The organism is Paraburkholderia tropica (genome assembly GCF_900109265.1).
Taxonomy (GTDB): Bacteria; Pseudomonadota; Gammaproteobacteria; order Burkholderiales; family Burkholderiaceae; genus Paraburkholderia; species Paraburkholderia tropica.
This window is the reverse complement of the sequence record NZ_FNZM01000005.1, coordinates 225743-244168: the sequence shown is the minus strand read 5'-3', so window position 1 is coordinate 244168 and position 18426 is coordinate 225743. Positions and strand designations below refer to the sequence as shown.

Below are 18426 nucleotides of genomic sequence, written 5' to 3'. Positions count from 1 at the left end.
CGCACCTCTTTTCGATGTTGGACTGGTACGGTTTCATGGTTCGTCGCGCACGCGCACGATGCGCGTCGTATGGGTCAGCGTATCGCGCCAGACGAGCGTGGTCCGGTCCACCACGGCGCGTTCGTGCTGCACGCGCCCATGAACCAGAAAATAGCTCGAATTGACGTCGCAGAGCGAGGTATCGATGCCTGTTTGCGGGACACCGGAGCCCTCCAGCGCGAGCTGCACGTCGCTGAGATTGCGGAAAAACACGGTCTGCCGGCGCGCCACCAAGGCCTGCGCGCTCGACAGGCTCATGCCTTGAACAGTCGCGGCCACGACTTCGGCGGGCGCGGTGTTCATGTTCACGGGCGTGGTGGTCGGCAGGATCGTCACGAACGGACGCAGCCTCGCGACGATGTCGGGCGTGAAGCCCGGCACGTCCTGCAGCGCGTCGACGCTTGTCATGACGATCGGCGCGTTGCCGCTGTTGCCGTCCGATTCCGAGAGGCCGGGATTGTTGGTGAAATTGCTGCCGCCGCCACCGCCGCCCACTTGCTGCGTGGACGTGGTGCTGCCCGGCGTCGAACTGGTCTGAAAGCGCGTGACCGAATAGTTCAGGCCCGAGCGCAGATAGACGGCGGCGTTCTTGGCGAGCTGGCCGTCGATGCCGAGCAGTTGCAGCAGCCGCGCGAACACCTGGATCTGCGTGAGATTGAGCTGCAGCGCGCCCGGCGCCGGCGACGACACGAGGTTGCGCAGATTGAAGCGCGCCTGCGCATCTTCGATCGAGCCCGACACCCACGTGTCCTGGCCCTGTTCGGAGCGCACGTCGCCGATCTGGCCAAGGAAGTCGGAGAGCCGCGTCTTCGCGACCGGCATGCCCCACGCGCCGCCGAGATAGGTCACGCCCGCCGAGGTGTCTGCTTCGGAGCGCAGCACGAGGCGCGTCCAGTCGAGCGCGCCGCGCGAGATCCACTGCGCCTGCGCGAGCAGCCGTTGGTTCTCGATGCGCCGCAATTGCACCTGCTGCCGCCACAGCATGCCCGAGACGAGGATCGCCGACAGCGCCACCACGAGCAGCGCGCTGATGATCGCCGCGCCGCGCTGTTTGCGGCGAAGCCGCAACGAAGATAACGAAGACAACGCAGGCGAAGAACGAGGAGAACGAAGAGAACGAAAGCGGCGCACGTTCATTCTCCGATCACGAAAACGCGCGTCACGGGCCGCGCGAGCGAGCGCGAGCCGATGCTCACCTGCAGCCCCGTGACCGCGCGCGGCACGGGTGCGTTGCCGAGCTGCGGCACCTTCACGTTGTTGTTGTTCGCGTTGAGCTGGCCGCGCACGTCGCCCATGTTCGTCGTCCAGCCGACCTTCGGCACGTAGAGGCGCGCGTCGATCGAGCCGACGCCCTGCATCATCGGCAGGGCGCTCCAGGCGTCCGATTCGCCGCCGCGCTGCGCGCGCCGCAGCGCGCCCACGGTCGCCAGCGGCGGCGACGCATAGCGCACCACGCGGCCATTCGACACGCGATAACGCACGACCTGCAGACGCGGCGGCGCGCCCGGCGGCACCGCGAAGGCGCGCACGATCTGCAGGGCGCCGCCGTCGACCGAGACGGCCGGACCGCCCGCTTCGTCGTCGCTGGCGGCCATGCGCACGTCGATGCGCATCTGGTCGAAGGTCTGCGCGAACACGCGCTCCTCGGCCATCGACTGGCTGATGATGTTGCGCCCGCGCACGATCTGGTCGAGCCCGCGCCACGCGAGGATCGCGACCACGGCGAGGATCGCGATGGCGACCAGCAGTTCGATCAGCGTGAAGCCGCCGGCGCGGCGCGGCGCGCGATCACAGCGACCGGTTCGTTTCATTGCCGATCACCGTGACGAGTTGCGCGAGATTGCCGGCGCGGCCCGGCGTCGTCACCGACACCTCCACGCGGCGGAATACGGGATTGGGCGTGGACGCCACGCGCTGCGTGCACATGAGCGTCAGATTGCCCTGCGAGCAGTCGAAACTGCGCTGGCCGACATCGGGCCAGACATGCGCGAGATGCAGCTGCGCGAGCGCGTTGTCGGCGCTCCAGCCGGCCAGCAGGCGATCGTGCAGATCGGCTTCGCTGGCGGCGAGGCTGCCGACCGCGCGCAACGACGCCGCGAGCGCAATGGCGACGATCGCAAGCGCGACCAGCACTTCGATCATCGTGAAGCCGCGCGCGGCGCGCGACGCACGCGAGCGCGGCGAGGAACAGCCGGAGTGAGCGGGGCGGCGCATCTCAGCGCACCTCGAAGCGGCCGGTGCCCGTGCCGACGATGGTCGCGCGGCCCACGGCCGAAAACAGCGTGATCTGCACGGGTTGATCGACGGCTTCGGTGCCGAACACGAGACGGCTCGCCTGCGAGTCGTCGTCGGCGCCCGGATAGTTGATCGCCACGCCCGTCACGCCGCCTTCCCAGCGGCGCGGACCGAGCAGATCGTCACGCAGCGGACGCCAGCCGTCCTCGGTGCGCACGTCGAAGCGAAAACCGCCCGAGAGCGGCTGCCACGCGATGGGCTGCGCGCGCACCTGCGCCTCGTCGCCCGCCGATTCGAGCAGCAGCGCGACGCGTTGCGCTTCCTCGTTGAGATCGGTGCGCGGATTGCGCGTGAGCGAAATCGACGCGAGCGAGATCAGCAAGCCCGCGATCATCAGCACGACGAGCATTTCCAGCAGCGTGAAGCCCGCCGCGCGCGCACGCGGCGACATGCGCGACGGCATGCCGGACGACGCACGAAGCGGCGCGCGGACACAGCGGCGGGAAGGGCTTGAGCTCATGGGGCTGGAGAAAGACGGGCTGGAAAAAGCGGGCTGGATGAGACAGGATTCGCGTAGTCGAAGGAGCCGCCGACGCGCCACGCATGCCTGAAAAAAGGGCGCGTGGCGCGGCGACGCTTACTGCCAGGAGCCGACGTCGGCGTCGTTACCTTCGCCGCCGGGCTTGCCGTCGGCGCCGTAACTGAACACGTCGATTTCGCCGTGCACGCCCGGATTCAGGTACTGGTACGGATTGCCCCACGGATCGTTGGGCAGGCGCTCGAGGTAGCCGCCGTCCTTCCAGTTGTTCGGCACCGGGTCGGTGGTGGGCTTCTGGATCAGCGATTGCAAACCCTGGTCCTGCGTCGGATAGCGGCCGTTGTCGAGGCGATAGAGCTTCATCGCCTGCATGATCGTGCCGATGTCCTGCTTCGCCGCCACACGGCGCGCTTCGTCGGGACGGCTCATAATCTTCGGCACGATCAGCGCGGCCAGAATGCCGAGGATCGCGATCACGACCATGATTTCGATCAGCGTGAAACCGCGCTGGCGGCGCCCCTCGAGTTGTGCACGGCCGAGCTGCATCCGTTTTTGGGCCCACATGGACATGACTTCTTTCCCTCCTCGCTAAAAATCGTCGCGGCGCACAGCGTGCGCCACATTCCGTCCTGCGCGCGAACACGACGTTCGCGCCACTGTGACGGGTCATTGTAATGTCACACGATGACGCCTTCGCGACCTGATTCCGGCGTCCCTTTCGGCACCTTTCGCGCCGCGCTTGCCCGGCGTGACCGAGGAGCGCCTCAGGTTGCGGGAACGGCCCTCGCGGTGCCATCAAAACGCCCACAATACTCCGTACAATGGTGCGCATGAACCCACTGCAAATCCGCCTCCTGTCACTCGCCGCCTTCGCGGCTTTTTGCGCCACGGCTGCGTGGTGGACGCTCGAAATCGCCACCACGCGCGCCACGCCCGCGCAGGCCGCGGCGGCGCAGGCGCCGGTGTCGCTCGATCAGGCCGGCACGCTGTTCGGCGGCAAGCTCGACCGCAGCGCCGTGCAGGACATTCACCTGTTCGGCATCCTCGCGCTGCAACAGGGCGCGGCGGCCATCCTGAGCATCGGCGGCGAACCGGCCAAGGCCGTCTCGCTCGGCGGTCCGATCGGCCAGGACACGAAGCTCGCCGAAGTGCGCGCGCGCTCGATCATCATCGACCGCCACGGCGTGCGCTCGGAAGTCGCGCTGCCCGCCAACGCCGCCGGTCCCACCATCTACGTGCGCTGAGGCGCATCCCGAAGGCGGACGCCGCGGCGTCGCGCCTTCGTTATGTGGCGCGCGTTCGTCTCGTCCGCTACTGCACCAGATTATTCAACTCGATGATCGGCAGCATCACCGCGAGCACGATCACCAGCACCACGCCGCCCATCGCCAGAATCAGCAGCGGCTCCAGCAGACTCGTCAGGAACATCGTGCGGCGTTCGAGTTCGCGCGCTTCGCCTTCGGCCGCGCGGTCGAGCATCGTCGTGACGTCGCCGGTCGCTTCGCCCGAGCGGATCAGATGCACCAGCACCGGCGGAAACGTCTTCGTATTGCCGAGTGCGCGTGACAGCGACGTGCCTTCGCGCACGCGCACGATGGCTTCGTCGATGTTGTTGCGCATCGCCTTGTTCGAAAGCGTTTCGCCCGCCGCCTGCAACGCGCGCAGGATCGGCACGCCCGCCGCGCTCAGAATTCCCAGCGTGCTCGCGAAGCGCACGGTGTTGTAGCCGCGCACGAGCTTGCCGGCGAGCGGCGCCGTCAGCATCCAGCGGTCGAAGGCGAGGCGCGGACCGGGACGCCTGAGCGTGGCGCGCACGATCCACGCGACGATCAGCACCGCGATCAGCACCGCCCACCACCACTGACGCACGAAACCCGACAGCGCCATCATCACGATGGTCAGAAACGGCAGTTGCTGCTTCGTGCTCGCGAACACGTTCACGACTTGCGGCACCACGTAACTCAACAGAAACGTGACAATGCCGAACGCGATGATCGTCACGATCGTCGGGTACGTGAACGCCAGCACGATCTTCTGTTTGAGCGCGTTGCGCTGCTCGATGTAATCGGCCAGACGCGAAAGCACGATGCCGAGTTTGCCGGTGTGCTCGCCCGCCGCCACGAGCGCGCGATAGATATCCGGAAAGTCGCGCGGATGCTGCGTGAGCGCGTTCGCGAGCGAGTGGCCGCCGAGCACTTCGGCACGGATCGCGGCCATCAGTTCGCGGATGTAATCGCGTTCGGCCTGTTCCGTGAGCACCGCAAGCGCTTCGCCGAGCGGCAGACCGGCAATCAGCAGGCTCGCGAGCTGCCGCGTGAGAATGGCCTGCTCGCGCTGCGAGAGCTTGCGTCCGAGCGCGAGACGCTGCTGGCGCGCGCCGCGCGTACGCGTGGCCGCCGGTTCGACGACGAGCGGCGTGAGTCCCTGGCCGCGCAATTGCGCACGCGCACTGCGCGCGCTGTCGGCATCGAGTACGCCTTTTTGCGCCTTGCCCGCGGCGTCGATCGCTTCAAAGCGAAATGCTGGCATGTTGCTGATCGCCTCCGCTTAAGCGCCGCCGGTCACGCGCAGCACTTCTTCGAGCGACGTGCGGCCCGCATCGAGCCAGCGTTCGCCGTCCTCGCGCAACGTGCGCATGCCCTGTTCGCGGCCCGCGCTGAAGATCTCCGCGTCGGCGGCGTTGCGGTGAATCAGGTTGCGGATCGGTTCGTCGATCAGCAGCAGTTCGTACACGCCGCGTCGGCCGGAATAGCCCGATTGTCCGCAGCGCTCGCAGCCGACCGGATGCCAGCGCTTGCGGCCGTCGTCCTCGACGCGCTCTTCCTTGCAGTGCGGGCAAAGCTGACGCACGAGCCGCTGCGCCAGCACGCCGAGCAGCGACGAAGCGAGCAGATACGGCTCGACGCCCATGTCGGTCAGACGCGTCACGGCCGATGCCGCGTCGTTGGTGTGCAGCGTCGCGAGCACGAGGTGGCCCGTGAGCGAAGCCTGCACGGCAATTTGCGCGGTCTCCAGATCGCGGATTTCACCGATCATGATGATGTCCGGATCCTGACGCAGAATCGAGCGCAACGCGCGCGCGAACGTCATGCCGATACGCTCGTTCACCTGCGTCTGACCGATGCCCGAGAGGTCGTACTCGATCGGGTCTTCCACGGTCATGATGTTGGTCGTGGCCGTTTCGAGCCGCGACATCGACGCGTAGAGCGTGGTCGTTTTACCCGAGCCGGTCGGTCCCGTGACCAGCACGATGCCGTGCGGTTTCGCGATCAACTGGTCGAACTTGCCGAGCGTGTCCGCGGCCATGCCGAGCGCTTCGAGATTCAGGCGCTGCGCGTCTTTTTCGAGCAGACGCAGCACGGCGCGTTCGCCGTGACCGGTGGGCAAGGTCGACACGCGCACGTCGACCGGACGCCCGCCCACGCGCAGCGTGATGCGGCCGTCCTGCGGCAGACGTTTTTCGGCGATGTCGAGCTGCGCCATGATCTTGATACGCGAGATCAGCGCACCGTGCAGGGCCTTTTTCGGACGCACGACGTCGCGCAGCGTGCCGTCGACGCGAAAGCGCACCACCGAGGCATTTTCGAACGGCTCGATGTGAATATCGGACGCCTGCTCGCGCGCCGCCTGGGTGAGCAGCGCGTTGATCATGCGGATGATCGGCGCGTCGTCTTCGGATTCGAGCAGGTCTTCCACTTCGGGAATGTCCTGCATGAGACGCGAAAGATCGACTTCGCCTTCGACTTCGCCCACAACCTGCGCGGCGCTGCCGTCCTGGCGCGCATACGCCTGATTGATCGCCAGCGCGAGTTCGTCGGCCGGCAAGCGGACCAGCGAAAACGCGCCGAAGTTACGCGCGACTTCGGCGATCGCCGCGCCCGACGTGCGCTCGCTGATCCACACTTCGAGGCCGTCCGCGCGTTGCTGCGCAACGAGCAGTTGCCCGCTCCTGGCAAAGCTGTACGGCACGAGACGCGCGGCGAGCGGCGAGGGCGCCTCGCGCGCGGCCGTGGTCGCCGAAGCCGGTTGAGGCGTATCCGGCATGCTCAAGGCTGCACCTGCTGCGGGCTGGTGAGCGGCTGTTGCTGCTGCTGCACCGGCGCGGTCTGCACCGGCACCGTTTGAACCGGGATCGTCTGGACCGGCACGGCGGGCTGCATCTGCGTGGCGCTCGCGGGCTGCGCGCCCTGGATCGTGCGCACTGCCTGCTCGCGACGCATCTTGTCGAGATCGAACAGATTGAGCGCCGAACCGCCTTCGGCCGGGCCCACCGGCATCGGCGGCACGACCGGATCGTCGTTATCCTTGATCAGGTTGTTGTCGGACTTGTACGCGCCCGTCACGCCCTGGATGTAGTCGTAGCGATTCGACGTGACCGCCTGCGCCGTATTGCGATCGCTGATGATCACCGGACGCAGGAACACCATCAGATTGGTCTTCGCGCGCGTCTTGTTTTCCGAACGGAACAGCTGGCCGATCCACGGAATGTCGCCGAGCAGCGGCACCTTGCTGTTGCTGACCTGGTAGTTGTCCTGCATCAGGCCGCCGAGCACGATGATCTCGCCGTTGTCGGCCAGCACGGTCGACTGGATCGAACGCTTCGTGAATTCCGGACCGGCCGGATTCGTCGAGGCGTTGGTCGTGCCGTTCACGATCGCCGAATCTTCCGTGTAAAGCTGCAGCTTCAGGATGCCGCCTTCGGTGATCTGCGGCTTGATGTGCAGCGTGAGACCCACGTCGACGCGATCGTAGGTATTGAACGCCGAACTCGTCGAGCCGCTCGTGAGGTTCGAATACGAACCCGTCTGGATCGGCACGTTGGTGCCGACCACGATCTTCGCTTCCTGGTTGTCGAGCGTGATGAGATTCGGCGTGGAGAGCACGTTCGCGTCGCTCGTCTGGGAGAGCGCCTGCAGCAGCGCGCCCAGACCCTGCACGCCGAACAGGTTGTGCACCCAGCCCACGTTCAGACCTTGCTGGAGCGCACCCAGCGAGCTCACGAGGCCGCCGCCCGTCACGGCGTCCGCCGTGAGGTTGATGATGCTGTTGCCGCTGCCGGTGGCGAGATTGGTGCCGGCCAGCACGTTGCCGCTGCCGATCTGCCACTGGATGCCGAGGTTGGCGTTGGTGTTCGAGTTCAGTTCGACGATCAGCGCTTCGATATAGACCTGCGCGCGGCGGGCGTCGAGCTGGTCGATCACGGAGCGCAGGTTGCGATACACCGCGTCCGGCGCCGTGATGATGAGCGAGTTGGTCGCGGCGTCGGCCTGGATCATGCCGCCGCCCGAGTTGTCGTCGCCCTTGTCCTTGTTGTTGTCGCCGAGGAAGTCGTTGTTATTGCCCGACGACGAACCGCCCGACATCGGATTGCTCGACGCGCTGTTGCCGCCGCCCAGCGAACTCGGCAGCGGCGGCGTGCCCGACATGCCGGTCGAGCCGCTGCCATTGCTGCCCGAGCCGCCGCTGTTGCCGTTCTGGTTGAACGAATTCGCACCGCTGCCCGACGACGACGAATCGTTGCCGCCCTTGCCCAGCATGCCGCGCAGCGTCTTCGCGAGCGTCACCGCGTCGGCGTTGCGCAGCGAGACGACGTGCATGTTGCCCGGCATGCTCGTGGGCGCGTCGAGCTGCTGCGCGAGCTGCTTCGCCGCGGCGAGGCGCTGCGCATTCGAGGCGCGCAGCATGATCGAATTGGTGCGCGCGTCGGCGAGCACCGTGACCTTGAGCGTGGGATCGGAACCGCCGATCGCACCCGGATCGAGCATCTTTTGCAGCGTGGGCGCGATGTCGATGGCGTTGGCGTTGCGCAGCGGCACCACCTGCACCTGCTGACCGGCGGCCGTGTCCACACCGGCGATGATCGCAGCGATGCGGCGCACGTTGTCCGCGTAATCGGTCACGACGAGCGCGTTGTTGCCCGGATAGGCCGCGATGGTGTTGTTCGGCGAAATGAGCGGACGCAGCACCGGCAGCAGGTTGTTCGCCGACTCGTTGCGGAGCTGGAAAACCTGCGTGATGACCTGGTCGCCGCGCGCGCCGGGCGTGTTGCCCACGAAAGTGGGCACGCCTTGCAGCTTGGCGTCGGCTTCGGGCACGACCTTCAGTACGCCATGATCCTGCACGAGCGCGAAGCCCTGCATGCGCAGCGCCGATTGCAGCGTCTTGAGCGCCTGGTCCTCGGGAACGGCGTTCTCGGACACGAGATTGAGCTGCCCCTTCACGCGCGGATCGACGATGATCGTTTTGCCCGTGGCCGCCCCGATCGCCTTGGCGACCTGGTCGATGTCGGCATTGACGAAGTTGAGCGTGACCTGGGCATGCGCGAGCTGCGCCGAAATGAGCCCGCTCACGAGCAGCGCCGTGGCGAGGCGACGCAAAGCCATACGATTTCTTCTCATGGATGTCATATCGAAGCCGGCAGCGGACGCCGCCGGCTAGTCGTGCTTATCGTGCTCAACGTGTGCATCGTGCCCGAACGGTCGGCCCGCGCGTGGCGATTGCCGTATACGCGAAAGCCGCAGACCCCTTCGATCGACCCGCCTCGAACTGCCGACGCTCCTCCCCCCGGCAACCGATGCACACCAAAAGGAGAAACAGTAGCAGCTTTTCGTGTCGAATTTGTCACAAAGAAAGGCGGTCCGGGGATTTCTTCTAAAGAAGCAGCGATTTGAAGGATTTTGTAAGGATCGGGCAATCGCACGGTCGACAAATCGTGTTGAGCCGGGACGCATAGCCCGTCCGGCTGGCTTGACGCGTCATCGACTGCCGGTATGATACGGGCGGTCCGCAAGCTCGAAAATGAGCCAAAGACACGGGTTTTCCCCAGATTCGCCTGCGATTTTTTCCTCGCCACCGAGGAAACTTCGGCTAGCATGCCGTCTCCGGCCCTCGCTCAGCATCAGAATGAAAAAGGTTGCGTCCGCTACGATCTCCGCTCTTGCGCTCGCGCTGGCCTGCGCCAGCACGGGCGCGCGCGCCGATTGTTTCGACGAGGCGGCGCGCTACCAGAAGGTGAATCCGCTGATCCTGCGCGCGATCGCGTGGCAGGAATCGCACAACACACCCGAAGCACTGCACAGGAATGCGAACGGATCGGTCGATTACGGCGTCATGCAGATCAACTCGATCCATCTGCCGGCGCTCGCGCAATACGGCATTTCGCAGAGCACGCTGATGGAGCCGTGCAAGAACGTCTACATCGCGGCCTGGCATCTGCGCCAGAAGATGAACAAGTACGGCAATACCTGGGCCGCCGTGGGCGCGTACCACTCGGAAACGCCCACGCTGCGCGACCAGTATGCGCAGCAGATCGCCGCCATCCTGCGCAAGTGGAAGCTGATGCAGTAACGGAACGCCGTTCGGGCGCGGACTGAGCGGCTCATCCGGCCCCGTCATCGCTTCCGTTGCCGTATTCAACTCCGCGCCCACGCCTGCAGCGCCCCTCGCGCGCATGGTGCACAATTGAGCCTTGCGCCGCGCCGCCGCGCGCGGCCCGCTTCTTCCCGTCTTCTCTTACTGCTCACTGCGATGAACCAGCCGCCACTGCCCGTCACCGTGCTCTCCGGGTTTCTGGGCGCGGGCAAAACCACGCTGCTCAACCACGTCCTCGCCAACCGCGCCGGACTGCGCGTAGCCGTGATCGTCAACGATCTGGCCGCCGTCAACATCGACGCCGCACTGGTGCGCGACGCTTCCGCGCTCGCACACGTCGAGGAACGGCTCGTCGAGCTGTCGAACGGCTGCATCTGCTGCACGCTGCGCGACGACCTGCTCACCGAAGTCCGCCGTCTCGCCGATCCGGCGCGCGCGGGCCAGCGCTTCGACGCCATCCTGATCGAATCGACGGGCGTGGCCGAACCGCTGCCGGTCGCGGAAAGCTTCGCGTTCGCCGACGAAGAAGGCCACGCGCTGGCCGATTTCGCGCGCCTCGACACGCTCGTCACGGTCGTCGACGCCTTCAATTTTCTGCGCGACTACGCGAGCGCCGACCCGCTCGCCGAGCGCGGCCTGACGGTGGGCGAGGGCGACGACCGCACGATCGTCGAACTGCTGATCGAGCAGGTGGAGTTCTGCGACGTGCTGGTGCTGAACAAGGCCGATCTCGTGAGCGCCGAAGATCTCGCGCATCTGCAGCAGATTCTCAAGCAGATCAATCCGCGCGCCGTGCAGGTGGTGAGCCGCTTCGGCGACGTGCCGCTCGACATCGTGCTGAACACGGGTCGCTTCGATTTCGACGACGCGGCGAGCGCGCCGGGCTGGCAGGCGTCTTTGCGCGAGCATCGCCACGCGCACGACCACGATCATGCTCACGACCACGACCACGACCACGATCACGGCGCATGCGGCGACCCCGACTGCCAGCACGCGCACCACGAGCAGAGCGGCGCTTACGGCATCGGCAGCTTCGTGTATCGCGCCCGCCGGCCGTTTCATCCGGCGCGGCTGTGGGCGCTGCTGAATCAGGAATGGCCGGGCGTGCTGCGCTCGAAGGGCTTCTTCTGGCTCGCCACGCGCAACGACATCACCGGCTCGCTTTCGCAGGCGGGCGGCGTGTGCCGACACGGCCCGGCGGGCACGTGGTGGGCGGCGCTGCCGCGCGACGAATGGCCGGAAGACGCCGGCCTCGAAGCGGAAATCGCCGCCGACTGGTACGGCGACGCCAACGACGCGACCATCGGCGACCGTCGCCAGGAACTGGTGCTGATCGGCGTGAATCTCGACCACGCCACGTGGCAGACGAAGCTCGACGCCTGCCTGCTGACCGACGAGGAATACGCGGGCGGCCCGAACGCCTGGCAAGCCTTCGACGACCCGTTCCCGGAATGGGATTTCGACGACGACGAACACGATCACGACCACGAAGACGAGATCGTTCATCGCCATTGAGCGCGCTGTAAAAGCGCTCGATTCACCGCGTCGATGACGAAAAAACGGCGCCGCGTCGATATCCATTCGACGCGGCGCCGTTGTCTTTTTCAGGCGAAAAAAAACCCGCCAGGGGCGGGTGTCAACTTAAAGCGGTAATGCCTTAGCGCTTGTTGACGGCGTCCTTGAACGCCTTGCCAGCCGTGAACTTGACGGTCTTGGCAGCCGGAATCTTGATGGTTTCGCCCGTCTTCGGGTTACGACCGGTGCGCGCAGCGCGCTTGCCCGAGCCGAAGCTGCCGAAGCCGATCAGTTGAACTGCGTCGCCTTTCGACACAGCCTTCTTGACCACTTCGAGGAGCGTGTCCAGCGTTTCGCCGGTTTGTGCCTTGCTAGCGCCCGTCTGTGCTGCGACGGCGTCGATCAGTTCCTGTTTATTCATTGAGAAGTTCCTTTCTGTGTTTAGGTTGACACGAACAGCGCGAACGCGCCGATTATACGGTCGCGTGCCGCGCCGTCGAGCAGCGACGGACCCGGAGCACCCCGGGGATTTGCGTGCGGTGGCAAGCGTATGGCTCGACCCGCGACGTCCGTGCTGCCGCTTCCCTGGGCGGCGCTTGCTATGATAGCGCAGCGCAAACCCAATAACGACAAGGGTTTCGTAGATTTCGAGGGGTAAGCCCGGGTTTTTTCGCATCGCCGTGCGCTTTTGATGCGCGCAGCACGGCGAACACCCCGCGCGAACGCGTTTTTGCTGCACACCGCGTTGCGCCGAGCCAACGGTTTTTGCCCGCAAACCCAGCGTGGGCGGGCGTTTACCCCGCTTCAAAAGCAACGACACAAGCAACGTCGCGCGCCTTCATACGCCACGCCGCCCGGCCGACACCTCCCGATCGTTACGATTGCCCTCGCAGCCAGCCTTCGCGTAAGTCATGACCGCCACCCTGATTCCCGCCACGCTCGCCTTTCGCGACGACGGCACGCCGTTCTCGCCGCGTTTCGACGACGTCTATCACAGCCCGCAAGGCGCGCTCGAACAATCCGAATACGTGTTTTTACGCGGCAACCGGCTGCCCGAACGCTGGCAAAGCCAGCGCGTGTTCACCGTACTGGAAACGGGCTTCGGACTCGGCGTGAACTTCCTCGCGACCTGGGCCGCCTGGCGCGCCGATCCCACACGTTGCGAGCGCCTGCATTTCGTTTCGACGGAGATGCACCCGTTTTCGCGCGACGATCTGCGCGCCGCACTGGCCGTCGTGATGGAGCGCACGGCACGCGCGGACCTCGCGGCGCTCGCCCGGCAACTCACCGACGCCTGGCCGATGCTCATGCCCGGCACGCATCGGCTCGAATTCGAAGGCGGCCGCGTGACGCTCACGCTCGCGTTCGGCGACGCGCTCGAAACGCTGCCCAAACTGTGGTTACGCGCCGACGCGATCTATCTCGACGGTTTCGCGCCCGCGAAAAATCCCGAACTGTGGTCGCTGCCCATCTTCAAGGCGCTCGCGCGCGTGGCGGGCGAAGACTGCACGATTGCCACCTGGAGCAGCGCGGGCGACGTCAAACGCGCGCTGGAGCAAAGCGGTTTCGAATACCGCCGGGAAGCGGGCTTCGCGGGCAAATGGACGATGCTGACGGGCCGCTTCGCGCCGCGCTGGCGCGTGCGTCGACACGAACCGCCGCTGCCCGTCACGGTCGGCGAACGTCATGCGGTGGTGATCGGCGCGGGCCTCGCGGGCAGCGCGCTCGTCGAACGGCTCGCCGCGCGCGGCTGGCGCGTCACGCTGATCGAGCGGCACGCCGAACCTGCGCGCGAAGCGTCGGGCAATCCCGCCGGCGTGTTCCATCCGCTCATTTCGCGCGACGACAGCAGCGCCTCGCGCATCACGCGCGCGGGCTTTTTCTACGCGCTGCAACGCTGGGCCGCGCTCGACGCCGCGGGTCATGCGCCGACGCGCTCGCACACCGGCTTGCTGCATCTGGCCACCGACGACGAAGCGCAAGCCGTGGCCGCGGCGCTCGAATCGTTTGGTTATCCCGATCAATTCGTGCGCGGCGTTTCGCAAGCCGAAGCCGAAGCGATCGCCGGCACGCCGCTCGCGCAGGGCGGCTGGTTTTATCCGCTGGCCGGCGCAATCGATCCGGCTTCGCTGTGCCGCGCGCAGATCGCCGCCGCGCGCGCGCTGCCGGGCGCGCAGATCGACGTGCGTTATGGCGTGTCCGTCGGGCGCATCGAGCGGGATAACGACGCGGGTCTCTGGCGCATCTACGACGATGCCGATGCGCTCGTTACGCAGGCAGGCGTCGTCGTGTTCGCCAATGCGCACGACGCCTCGCGCGCCGCCGCGCTCGACTTCGCACCGACGCGCCCAGTGCGCGGCCAGCTCACGCTGCTCGACGCCAGCCCGCTCGCGTCCCTGCGCGTGCCCGTGATCGGCGACGGTTATGCCGTGCCGCTGCCCGACGACGTGACGCTCATCGGCGCCACCTACGAAGTCGACGATACCGATACGGCGCTGCGCGCGGACGGCCACACGGAAAACATCGAGCGCGTCGCGCAGATGCTGCCCGCGCTCGACGCCTTGCGCGCCGCCGAGGCCACGAAACCCGGCACGTCGGCATCGGATGATCGAGCCTGGCGCGGCCGCGTCGCGCTGCGCTGCGTGACCAGCGACCGCCTGCCGATGATCGGCCAGCTCGGCGACGAATACGCCGCCCGCCACGACGCCCAACGTCTCTCGGGCGCCTGGCCGCTCGATCTGCCGCGCACGCCTGGGCTTTACGGCGCCTTCGCGTTCGGTTCGCGCGGACTCGTCTGGGCGGCGCTCGGTGCGGAACTGATCGCGTCGCAGATCGAAGGCGAACCCTGGCCGATCGAGCGCGAACTGGCCGAGCACCTCGATCCGGCACGCTTTCTTCAGCGCGCCTTGCGTCAGCGCGCGCTCTGATCGACGCCAACACAGCGCGCGTGCTCACTGCTTAGGCGACCAATACAGTTATTCACGCCAGCCTGTGGATAAGCGCGCGGATTGTGGGTAAGTTCCGCAGGGACACGATGTGGACGTAAACGGGGTAACTCGGCGACTTTTTCGCGACCCCAAAAAGTTGTTCTTTGTTGCCGGTCGTCACCGCACAAGCTGTGCATCCGGTTGTGCGGACGCCAAGCCAATGATTCACATAGGTATACAGGGGTTATCCACAGGAAAATGCCCCCTTTGTTAACTTCTACTACGTATACATACGGTAAACCGTAAACCCGAGGCTAGCTCCATCGCCATCGGACGAGCCGGACGCCTGCGGCGCTTGCGCGCCGTCTGGGCCGTTCCGGCCGCGACGGTCATTTTTTCCTTATCGTCGTGAAAGCTCGGCGATTACGGACGCAATTACCGCCTTCGTGATCCTTTGCCGCCAGGCGGGGACAATTGCAAAAAAGCTATGGCACAATCGCCGTTCATTTCCGCGTTACACGCCGCGCAAGACGGCCGACGCTTTCCACGGAACGGATGCCGCCCCGCCTGAATCTGAGTTCAGGCAGGCCCGCAGCGTCCGGTCCATCCAACGCGGGCGCTGACTTCCACACGAATGCGCCCGTACCGGCTGTTCGCCGCGCAAGCGGCACCGGTGCTGAGTTTCCCGTCGCCGTTCGTCGTCCCTGGCCGCTGCCTCGTCTGGCTGCGCGCCTGCGCGCCCCGTGCAGGAGTCGGTGCCGCCGGGCATGATGGCGTGGGCGCGGCGCTCGCCCGCAATGCGTCGCGCATGGCTGCCGCCGGGCCATGCGAGGTGCGGCACGCGGCTTGCCTGTCTGCCTGGCCGCACGCGCCAGTCGCAGTCGCGCCCTGTGCAGCATCGAGCGGATGCGTTGATGCATCTCGACGTCGGACAGCCGGTTTGTCTTCTGCCAAAGGAGAAGCCTCCACGATGAAGTCGGCGTTTTCGTTCTTTCCCGACTGGCCCTTGCAGCCAGACGGCATTTTCTGGGCAGGCCTCGCGCTGCTCGCTGCCGGGCTGTGCGGCGAACTCTGCTATCGCGCCTGGCGGCTCCCGCGCATTTCGGGCTACGCGATCATTGGCCTGATCGCGGGCGCGGCGGGTTTTGGCGTCATCGACGTCGATACGGCCATGGCCGCGCGGCCGCTGCTCGATGTCGCGCTCGGTCTGCTGCTGTTCGAACTCGGCAGCCGTCTCGACCTGCGCTGGATCCGCCGCAATCCCTGGATCATTCTGTCGAGTCTCGCCGAAGCCTCGCTCACGTTCGTGCTCGTGCTCGTCGTGCTGCTGTTTCTTTCGGTGCCGGCGATGGTGGCGATCGTGGTGGCGTCGATCGCCATGGCGACGTCGCCCGCGATGGTGATCCAGCTGAAAACCGAACTGCGCGCCGAAGGCCAGGTCACGCAGCGTCTGCTCACGCTCACGGCGCTCAACAGCATGTACGCCGTGGTGGTCGAAAAGCTCGCGTCGAGCTGGCTGCATCAGGAGATCTACGGCAACGTGTTCGCCACGATCATCCAGCCGCTGTATCTGCTGATCGGCTCGATCGTGGTCGCGTATGTGCTCGCGCGCGCCTGCACGTTGTTCTATCGACGCCTGAGTCCGCAGGACGAGCATTCGTTCGTCGCGCTGTTCGGCCTCGTGCTGCTCGCGATCGCGGTCGCGCATCTGCTCAAGCTCTCGACGATCCTGAGCCTGCTGGCCGCCGGCATCATCGTGAAGAATCTCGAAGTGCGGCCGCAATTGTGGCCGCAGCATTTCGGCACGGCCGGATGGCTGCTCACCGTGATTCTGTTCGTGCTGACGATGACCACCTTCGAGTGGCACGACATTCTCGTGGGCGGCGCGGCCGCGGCCGGGCTGATCGTCGCGCGCTTCGTCGGCAAAATGATCGGTGTGCTGATCTTTGCGCGGCCGAGCGGACTCGAATGGAAGCAGGGGGTGGCGCTCGGCGTGGCGCTGACGCCGATGTCGGCGCTCGCGCTGCTGCTGGTCGAGGACACCTACGATCTGTATCCGTCGTTCGATCCGCGCCTGCGCGCGATCATGATGTGCGCAATCGTCGTGCTGCAACTGGTCGGGCCGTGGCTCGTCTATCGCGCGCTCGCGCTCGTCGGCGAACGCGGCGAAGAATGATTCGAGCGGCGTGGCCGCCGCGCGCGCCGGATTTCAAACGTCTGAACGATCCGGAGCGCCGGCTCGCCGCCGCACCGTAACACCGCCCGCCGCGCGCGCCTCGCCAGTCGAGACGCGCAGCGCGGCGTGGCCGAAAGAGGGGACGTCATGTCACTGGAAACTTTTGTCGATTCGAAGCCGTTCACCTTCGGCATCGAACTCGAAATGCAGATCGTCAACACGCACGATTACGATCTGACCAAGGCGGGCAGCGATCTCATGCGCCTCATCAAGGATCAGGAGATTCCGGGCAATATCACGCCCGAAATCACCGAAAGCATGATCGAGCTGTCGACCGGCATCTGCACGTCGCACGAGCAGGCGGTCGCCGATCTGCGCCGCATCCGCGACGTGCTCGTCACGGCCGCCGACCGGCTGAACGTCGGCCTGTGCGGCGGCGGCACGCACGCGTTCCAGCAATGGAGCGATCGCCGCATCGTCGATACGCCGCGCTTTCAATACCTTTCGGAGCTCTACGGATATCTGGCGAAGCAGTTCACGGTGTTCGGCCAGCACGTGCACATCGGCTGCCCGGACGCGGACAGCGCGCTGTTCCTGCTGCATTCGCTGTCGCGCTACATCCCGCATTTCATTGCGCTGTCGGCTTCGTCGCCGTACGTGCAGGGCGTCGATACCGGATTTCACTCGGCACGCCTGAATTCCGTGTTCGCGTTTCCGCTGTCGGGCCGCGCGCCGTTCGTGCTGAGCTGGGAGGAGTTCAAGGAGTACTTCTCGAAGATGGTGCACACGGGCGTCGTCAACAGCATGAAAGACTTCTACTGGGACATCCGCCCGAAGCCCGGTTTCGGCACGATCGAGGTGCGCGTGATGGACACGCCGCTGTCGGTCGAGCGCGCGGCCGCGATTGCCTGCTACATCCAGACGCTCGCGCGCCATCTGCTGACCGACCGGCCGATCCAGCCGCTCGAGGACGATTACCTCGTCTACACGTTCAACCGTTTCCAGGCATGCCGTTTCGGTCTGGGCGGCACCTGCGTCGATCCGCAGACGGGCGAGCGCCGCACCATCTCCGAGGACATCCTCGCGACGCTGGAGACCATCGCGCCGCACGGCGAGGCACTGGGCTCGATGCGCGCGCTGACCGAAATCGGCACCATCGCGCGGGCGCAGACCAATGACGCGACCTGGCTGCGCGGTGTGGTCGCCGAAGAGAAGTCCCTGCACGAAGCGGTGCGGCAGCAGTGTCTGCGCTGGCGAGCGTAAGCGAAGCCGCACTCGCGCCTGACGCGCTCAACGCATGCGACGCGTGTCAGGCGCGAAAAAAAGGGCAGCCCACGGGCTGCCCTTTTTGCTTTCCGGTCAGACGTAGCGTGATTCGGCCGATATAGGGCGAATGCGCAGGCCGTGAGTTCCCGCGTTCGGAACGGTTAGTCGGCATGGCGTTAGACGCCGTAAAAATTTTTTTTGCTCGTTGCAAGATACCAGGGGGTTCTTACTTTTTTTTGATCTTTGCCGCTGAATGGCCGATAGTAGTTGACGTGTGAGGGCGCGGCCTGTGGGTAACGTGAAAAATGCCTGAAAACTCAACGGCCTGCGGAAAGGAAAAGTCGGGGAAAAGTCGGGGA

Annotated in this window: 15 protein-coding genes; 6 read left to right on the top strand and 9 right to left on the bottom strand. The window is 65.9% G+C overall.

Annotated elements, in window-relative coordinates; genetic code table 11:
- Window positions 1–33 precede the first annotated feature (33 nt).
- From gspK to gspG, 5 genes are all read right to left on the bottom strand, one after another.
- On the bottom strand, window positions 34–1176 hold the full coding sequence (gene gspK / locus BMY06_RS09895) for a type II secretion system minor pseudopilin GspK (protein ID WP_074982875.1): 1143 nt from the start codon (window positions 1174–1176) through the stop codon (window positions 34–36).
- Window positions 1173–1850 carry a PulJ/GspJ family protein gene (locus BMY06_RS09890; protein WP_074982873.1) on the bottom strand — a complete coding sequence of 226 codons (678 nt, stop codon included), beginning with the start codon at window positions 1848–1850 and terminating at the stop codon, window positions 1173–1175. The genes gspK and BMY06_RS09890 overlap by 4 nt, the downstream gene beginning before the upstream one ends.
- Window positions 1828–2253, bottom strand: coding sequence for a type II secretion system minor pseudopilin GspI (gspI, locus tag BMY06_RS09885; RefSeq protein ID WP_065061789.1), 426 nt, complete (start codon window positions 2251–2253; stop codon window positions 1828–1830). The genes BMY06_RS09890 and gspI overlap by 23 nt, the downstream gene beginning before the upstream one ends.
- A 1-nt stretch (window position 2254) precedes the next feature.
- A complete protein-coding gene (locus BMY06_RS09880; protein WP_390969565.1) occupies window positions 2255–2737 on the bottom strand; it encodes a GspH/FimT family pseudopilin in 483 nt (160 codons plus the stop codon).
- Between the two features lie 174 nt (window positions 2738–2911).
- Window positions 2912–3358 (bottom strand): type II secretion system major pseudopilin GspG, encoded by a 447-nt coding sequence (gene gspG, locus BMY06_RS09875; RefSeq protein ID WP_124262028.1) that lies wholly within the window; start codon window positions 3356–3358, stop codon window positions 2912–2914.
- Window positions 3359–3642: 284 nt separating this feature from the next.
- On the opposite strand from gspG, the gene BMY06_RS09870 reads away from it, so the two are divergent.
- Entirely contained in the window at window positions 3643–4056 is a 414-nt protein-coding gene (locus BMY06_RS09870) for a general secretion pathway protein GspC (RefSeq protein ID WP_074983007.1), read from the top strand.
- A 67-nt stretch (window positions 4057–4123) separates the two neighbouring features.
- Here the strand turns inward: BMY06_RS09870 and gspF are convergent, their stop codons facing one another.
- From gspF to gspD, 3 genes are read right to left on the bottom strand one after another with little or no spacing between them, the layout of a single operon-like run.
- Window positions 4124–5341, bottom strand: coding sequence for a type II secretion system inner membrane protein GspF (gene gspF / locus BMY06_RS09865; protein WP_065061786.1), 1218 nt, complete (start codon window positions 5339–5341; stop codon window positions 4124–4126).
- A gap of 18 nt (window positions 5342–5359) precedes the next feature.
- Entirely contained in the window at window positions 5360–6856 is a 1497-nt protein-coding gene (gene gspE / locus BMY06_RS09860) for a type II secretion system ATPase GspE (RefSeq protein WP_065061785.1), read from the bottom strand.
- Between the two features lie 2 nt (window positions 6857–6858).
- Entirely contained in the window at window positions 6859–9195 is a 2337-nt protein-coding gene (gene gspD / locus BMY06_RS09855; RefSeq protein WP_074982869.1) for a type II secretion system secretin GspD, read from the bottom strand.
- Window positions 9196–9715: 520 nt separating this feature from the next.
- Here gspD and BMY06_RS09850 point away from each other — a divergent pair.
- On the top strand, window positions 9716–10159 hold the full coding sequence (locus BMY06_RS09850) for a lytic transglycosylase domain-containing protein (RefSeq protein WP_065061783.1): 444 nt from the start codon (window positions 9716–9718) through the stop codon (window positions 10157–10159).
- 180 nt (window positions 10160–10339) lie between these two features.
- Window positions 10340–11698, top strand: coding sequence for a GTP-binding protein (locus tag BMY06_RS09845; RefSeq protein WP_074982867.1), 1359 nt, complete (start codon window positions 10340–10342; stop codon window positions 11696–11698).
- A 142-nt stretch (window positions 11699–11840) separates the two neighbouring features.
- Here BMY06_RS09845 and BMY06_RS09840 read toward each other — a convergent pair whose 3' ends face one another.
- Window positions 11841–12119, bottom strand: a complete 279-nt coding sequence (locus BMY06_RS09840; protein WP_027815965.1) for an HU family DNA-binding protein — start codon at window positions 12117–12119, stop codon at window positions 11841–11843.
- 490 nt (window positions 12120–12609) lie between these two features.
- Here BMY06_RS09840 and mnmC point away from each other — a divergent pair, with 490 nt between their 5' ends.
- From mnmC to BMY06_RS09825, 3 genes are all read left to right on the top strand, one after another.
- A complete protein-coding gene (mnmC, locus tag BMY06_RS09835; protein WP_074982865.1) occupies window positions 12610–14625 on the top strand; it encodes a bifunctional tRNA (5-methylaminomethyl-2-thiouridine)(34)-methyltransferase MnmC2/FAD-dependent 5-carboxymethylaminomethyl-2-thiouridine(34) oxidoreductase MnmC1 in 2016 nt (671 codons plus the stop codon).
- A 970-nt stretch (window positions 14626–15595) separates the two neighbouring features.
- Complete coding sequence (locus BMY06_RS09830; RefSeq protein ID WP_074982863.1) at window positions 15596–16801, top strand: cation:proton antiporter; 1206 nt, start codon at window positions 15596–15598, stop codon at window positions 16799–16801.
- Between the two features lie 147 nt (window positions 16802–16948).
- Window positions 16949–18064 carry a YbdK family carboxylate-amine ligase gene (locus tag BMY06_RS09825; protein ID WP_065061779.1) on the top strand — a complete coding sequence of 372 codons (1116 nt, stop codon included), beginning with the start codon at window positions 16949–16951 and terminating at the stop codon, window positions 18062–18064.
- The last annotated feature ends 362 nt before the right edge of the window (window positions 18065–18426 follow it).

Excerpts from the sequence above, each read along its gene's own strand:
- gspD (WP_074982869.1), bottom strand. The coding sequence starts at position 9,195 with ATGGCTTTGCGTCGCCTCGCCACGGCGCTGCTCGTGAGCGGGCTCATT.
- BMY06_RS09840 (WP_027815965.1), bottom strand. The coding sequence starts at position 12,119 with ATGAATAAACAGGAACTGATCGACGCCGTCGCAGCACAGACGGGCGCT.
- BMY06_RS09890 (WP_074982873.1), bottom strand. The coding sequence starts at position 1,850 with ATGAAACGAACCGGTCGCTGTGATCGCGCGCCGCGCCGCGCCGGCGGC.
- BMY06_RS09830 (WP_074982863.1), top strand. The coding sequence starts at position 15,596 with ATGAAGTCGGCGTTTTCGTTCTTTCCCGACTGGCCCTTGCAGCCAGAC.
- gspF (WP_065061786.1), bottom strand. The coding sequence starts at position 5,341 with ATGCCAGCATTTCGCTTTGAAGCGATCGACGCCGCGGGCAAGGCGCAA.
- gspK (WP_074982875.1), bottom strand. The coding sequence starts at position 1,176 with ATGAACGTGCGCCGCTTTCGTTCTCTTCGTTCTCCTCGTTCTTCGCCT.
- BMY06_RS09850 (WP_065061783.1), top strand. The coding sequence starts at position 9,716 with ATGAAAAAGGTTGCGTCCGCTACGATCTCCGCTCTTGCGCTCGCGCTG.
- BMY06_RS09825 (WP_065061779.1), top strand. The coding sequence starts at position 16,949 with ATGTCACTGGAAACTTTTGTCGATTCGAAGCCGTTCACCTTCGGCATC.
- mnmC (WP_074982865.1), top strand. The coding sequence starts at position 12,610 with ATGACCGCCACCCTGATTCCCGCCACGCTCGCCTTTCGCGACGACGGC.
- BMY06_RS09845 (WP_074982867.1), top strand. The coding sequence starts at position 10,340 with ATGAACCAGCCGCCACTGCCCGTCACCGTGCTCTCCGGGTTTCTGGGC.
- gspE (WP_065061785.1), bottom strand. The coding sequence starts at position 6,856 with ATGCCGGATACGCCTCAACCGGCTTCGGCGACCACGGCCGCGCGCGAG.
- gspG (WP_124262028.1), bottom strand. The coding sequence starts at position 3,358 with ATGCAGCTCGGCCGTGCACAACTCGAGGGGCGCCGCCAGCGCGGTTTC.
- gspI (WP_065061789.1), bottom strand. The coding sequence starts at position 2,253 with ATGCGCCGCCCCGCTCACTCCGGCTGTTCCTCGCCGCGCTCGCGTGCG.
- BMY06_RS09880 (WP_390969565.1), bottom strand. The coding sequence starts at position 2,737 with ATGCCGTCGCGCATGTCGCCGCGTGCGCGCGCGGCGGGCTTCACGCTG.
- BMY06_RS09870 (WP_074983007.1), top strand. The coding sequence starts at position 3,643 with ATGAACCCACTGCAAATCCGCCTCCTGTCACTCGCCGCCTTCGCGGCT.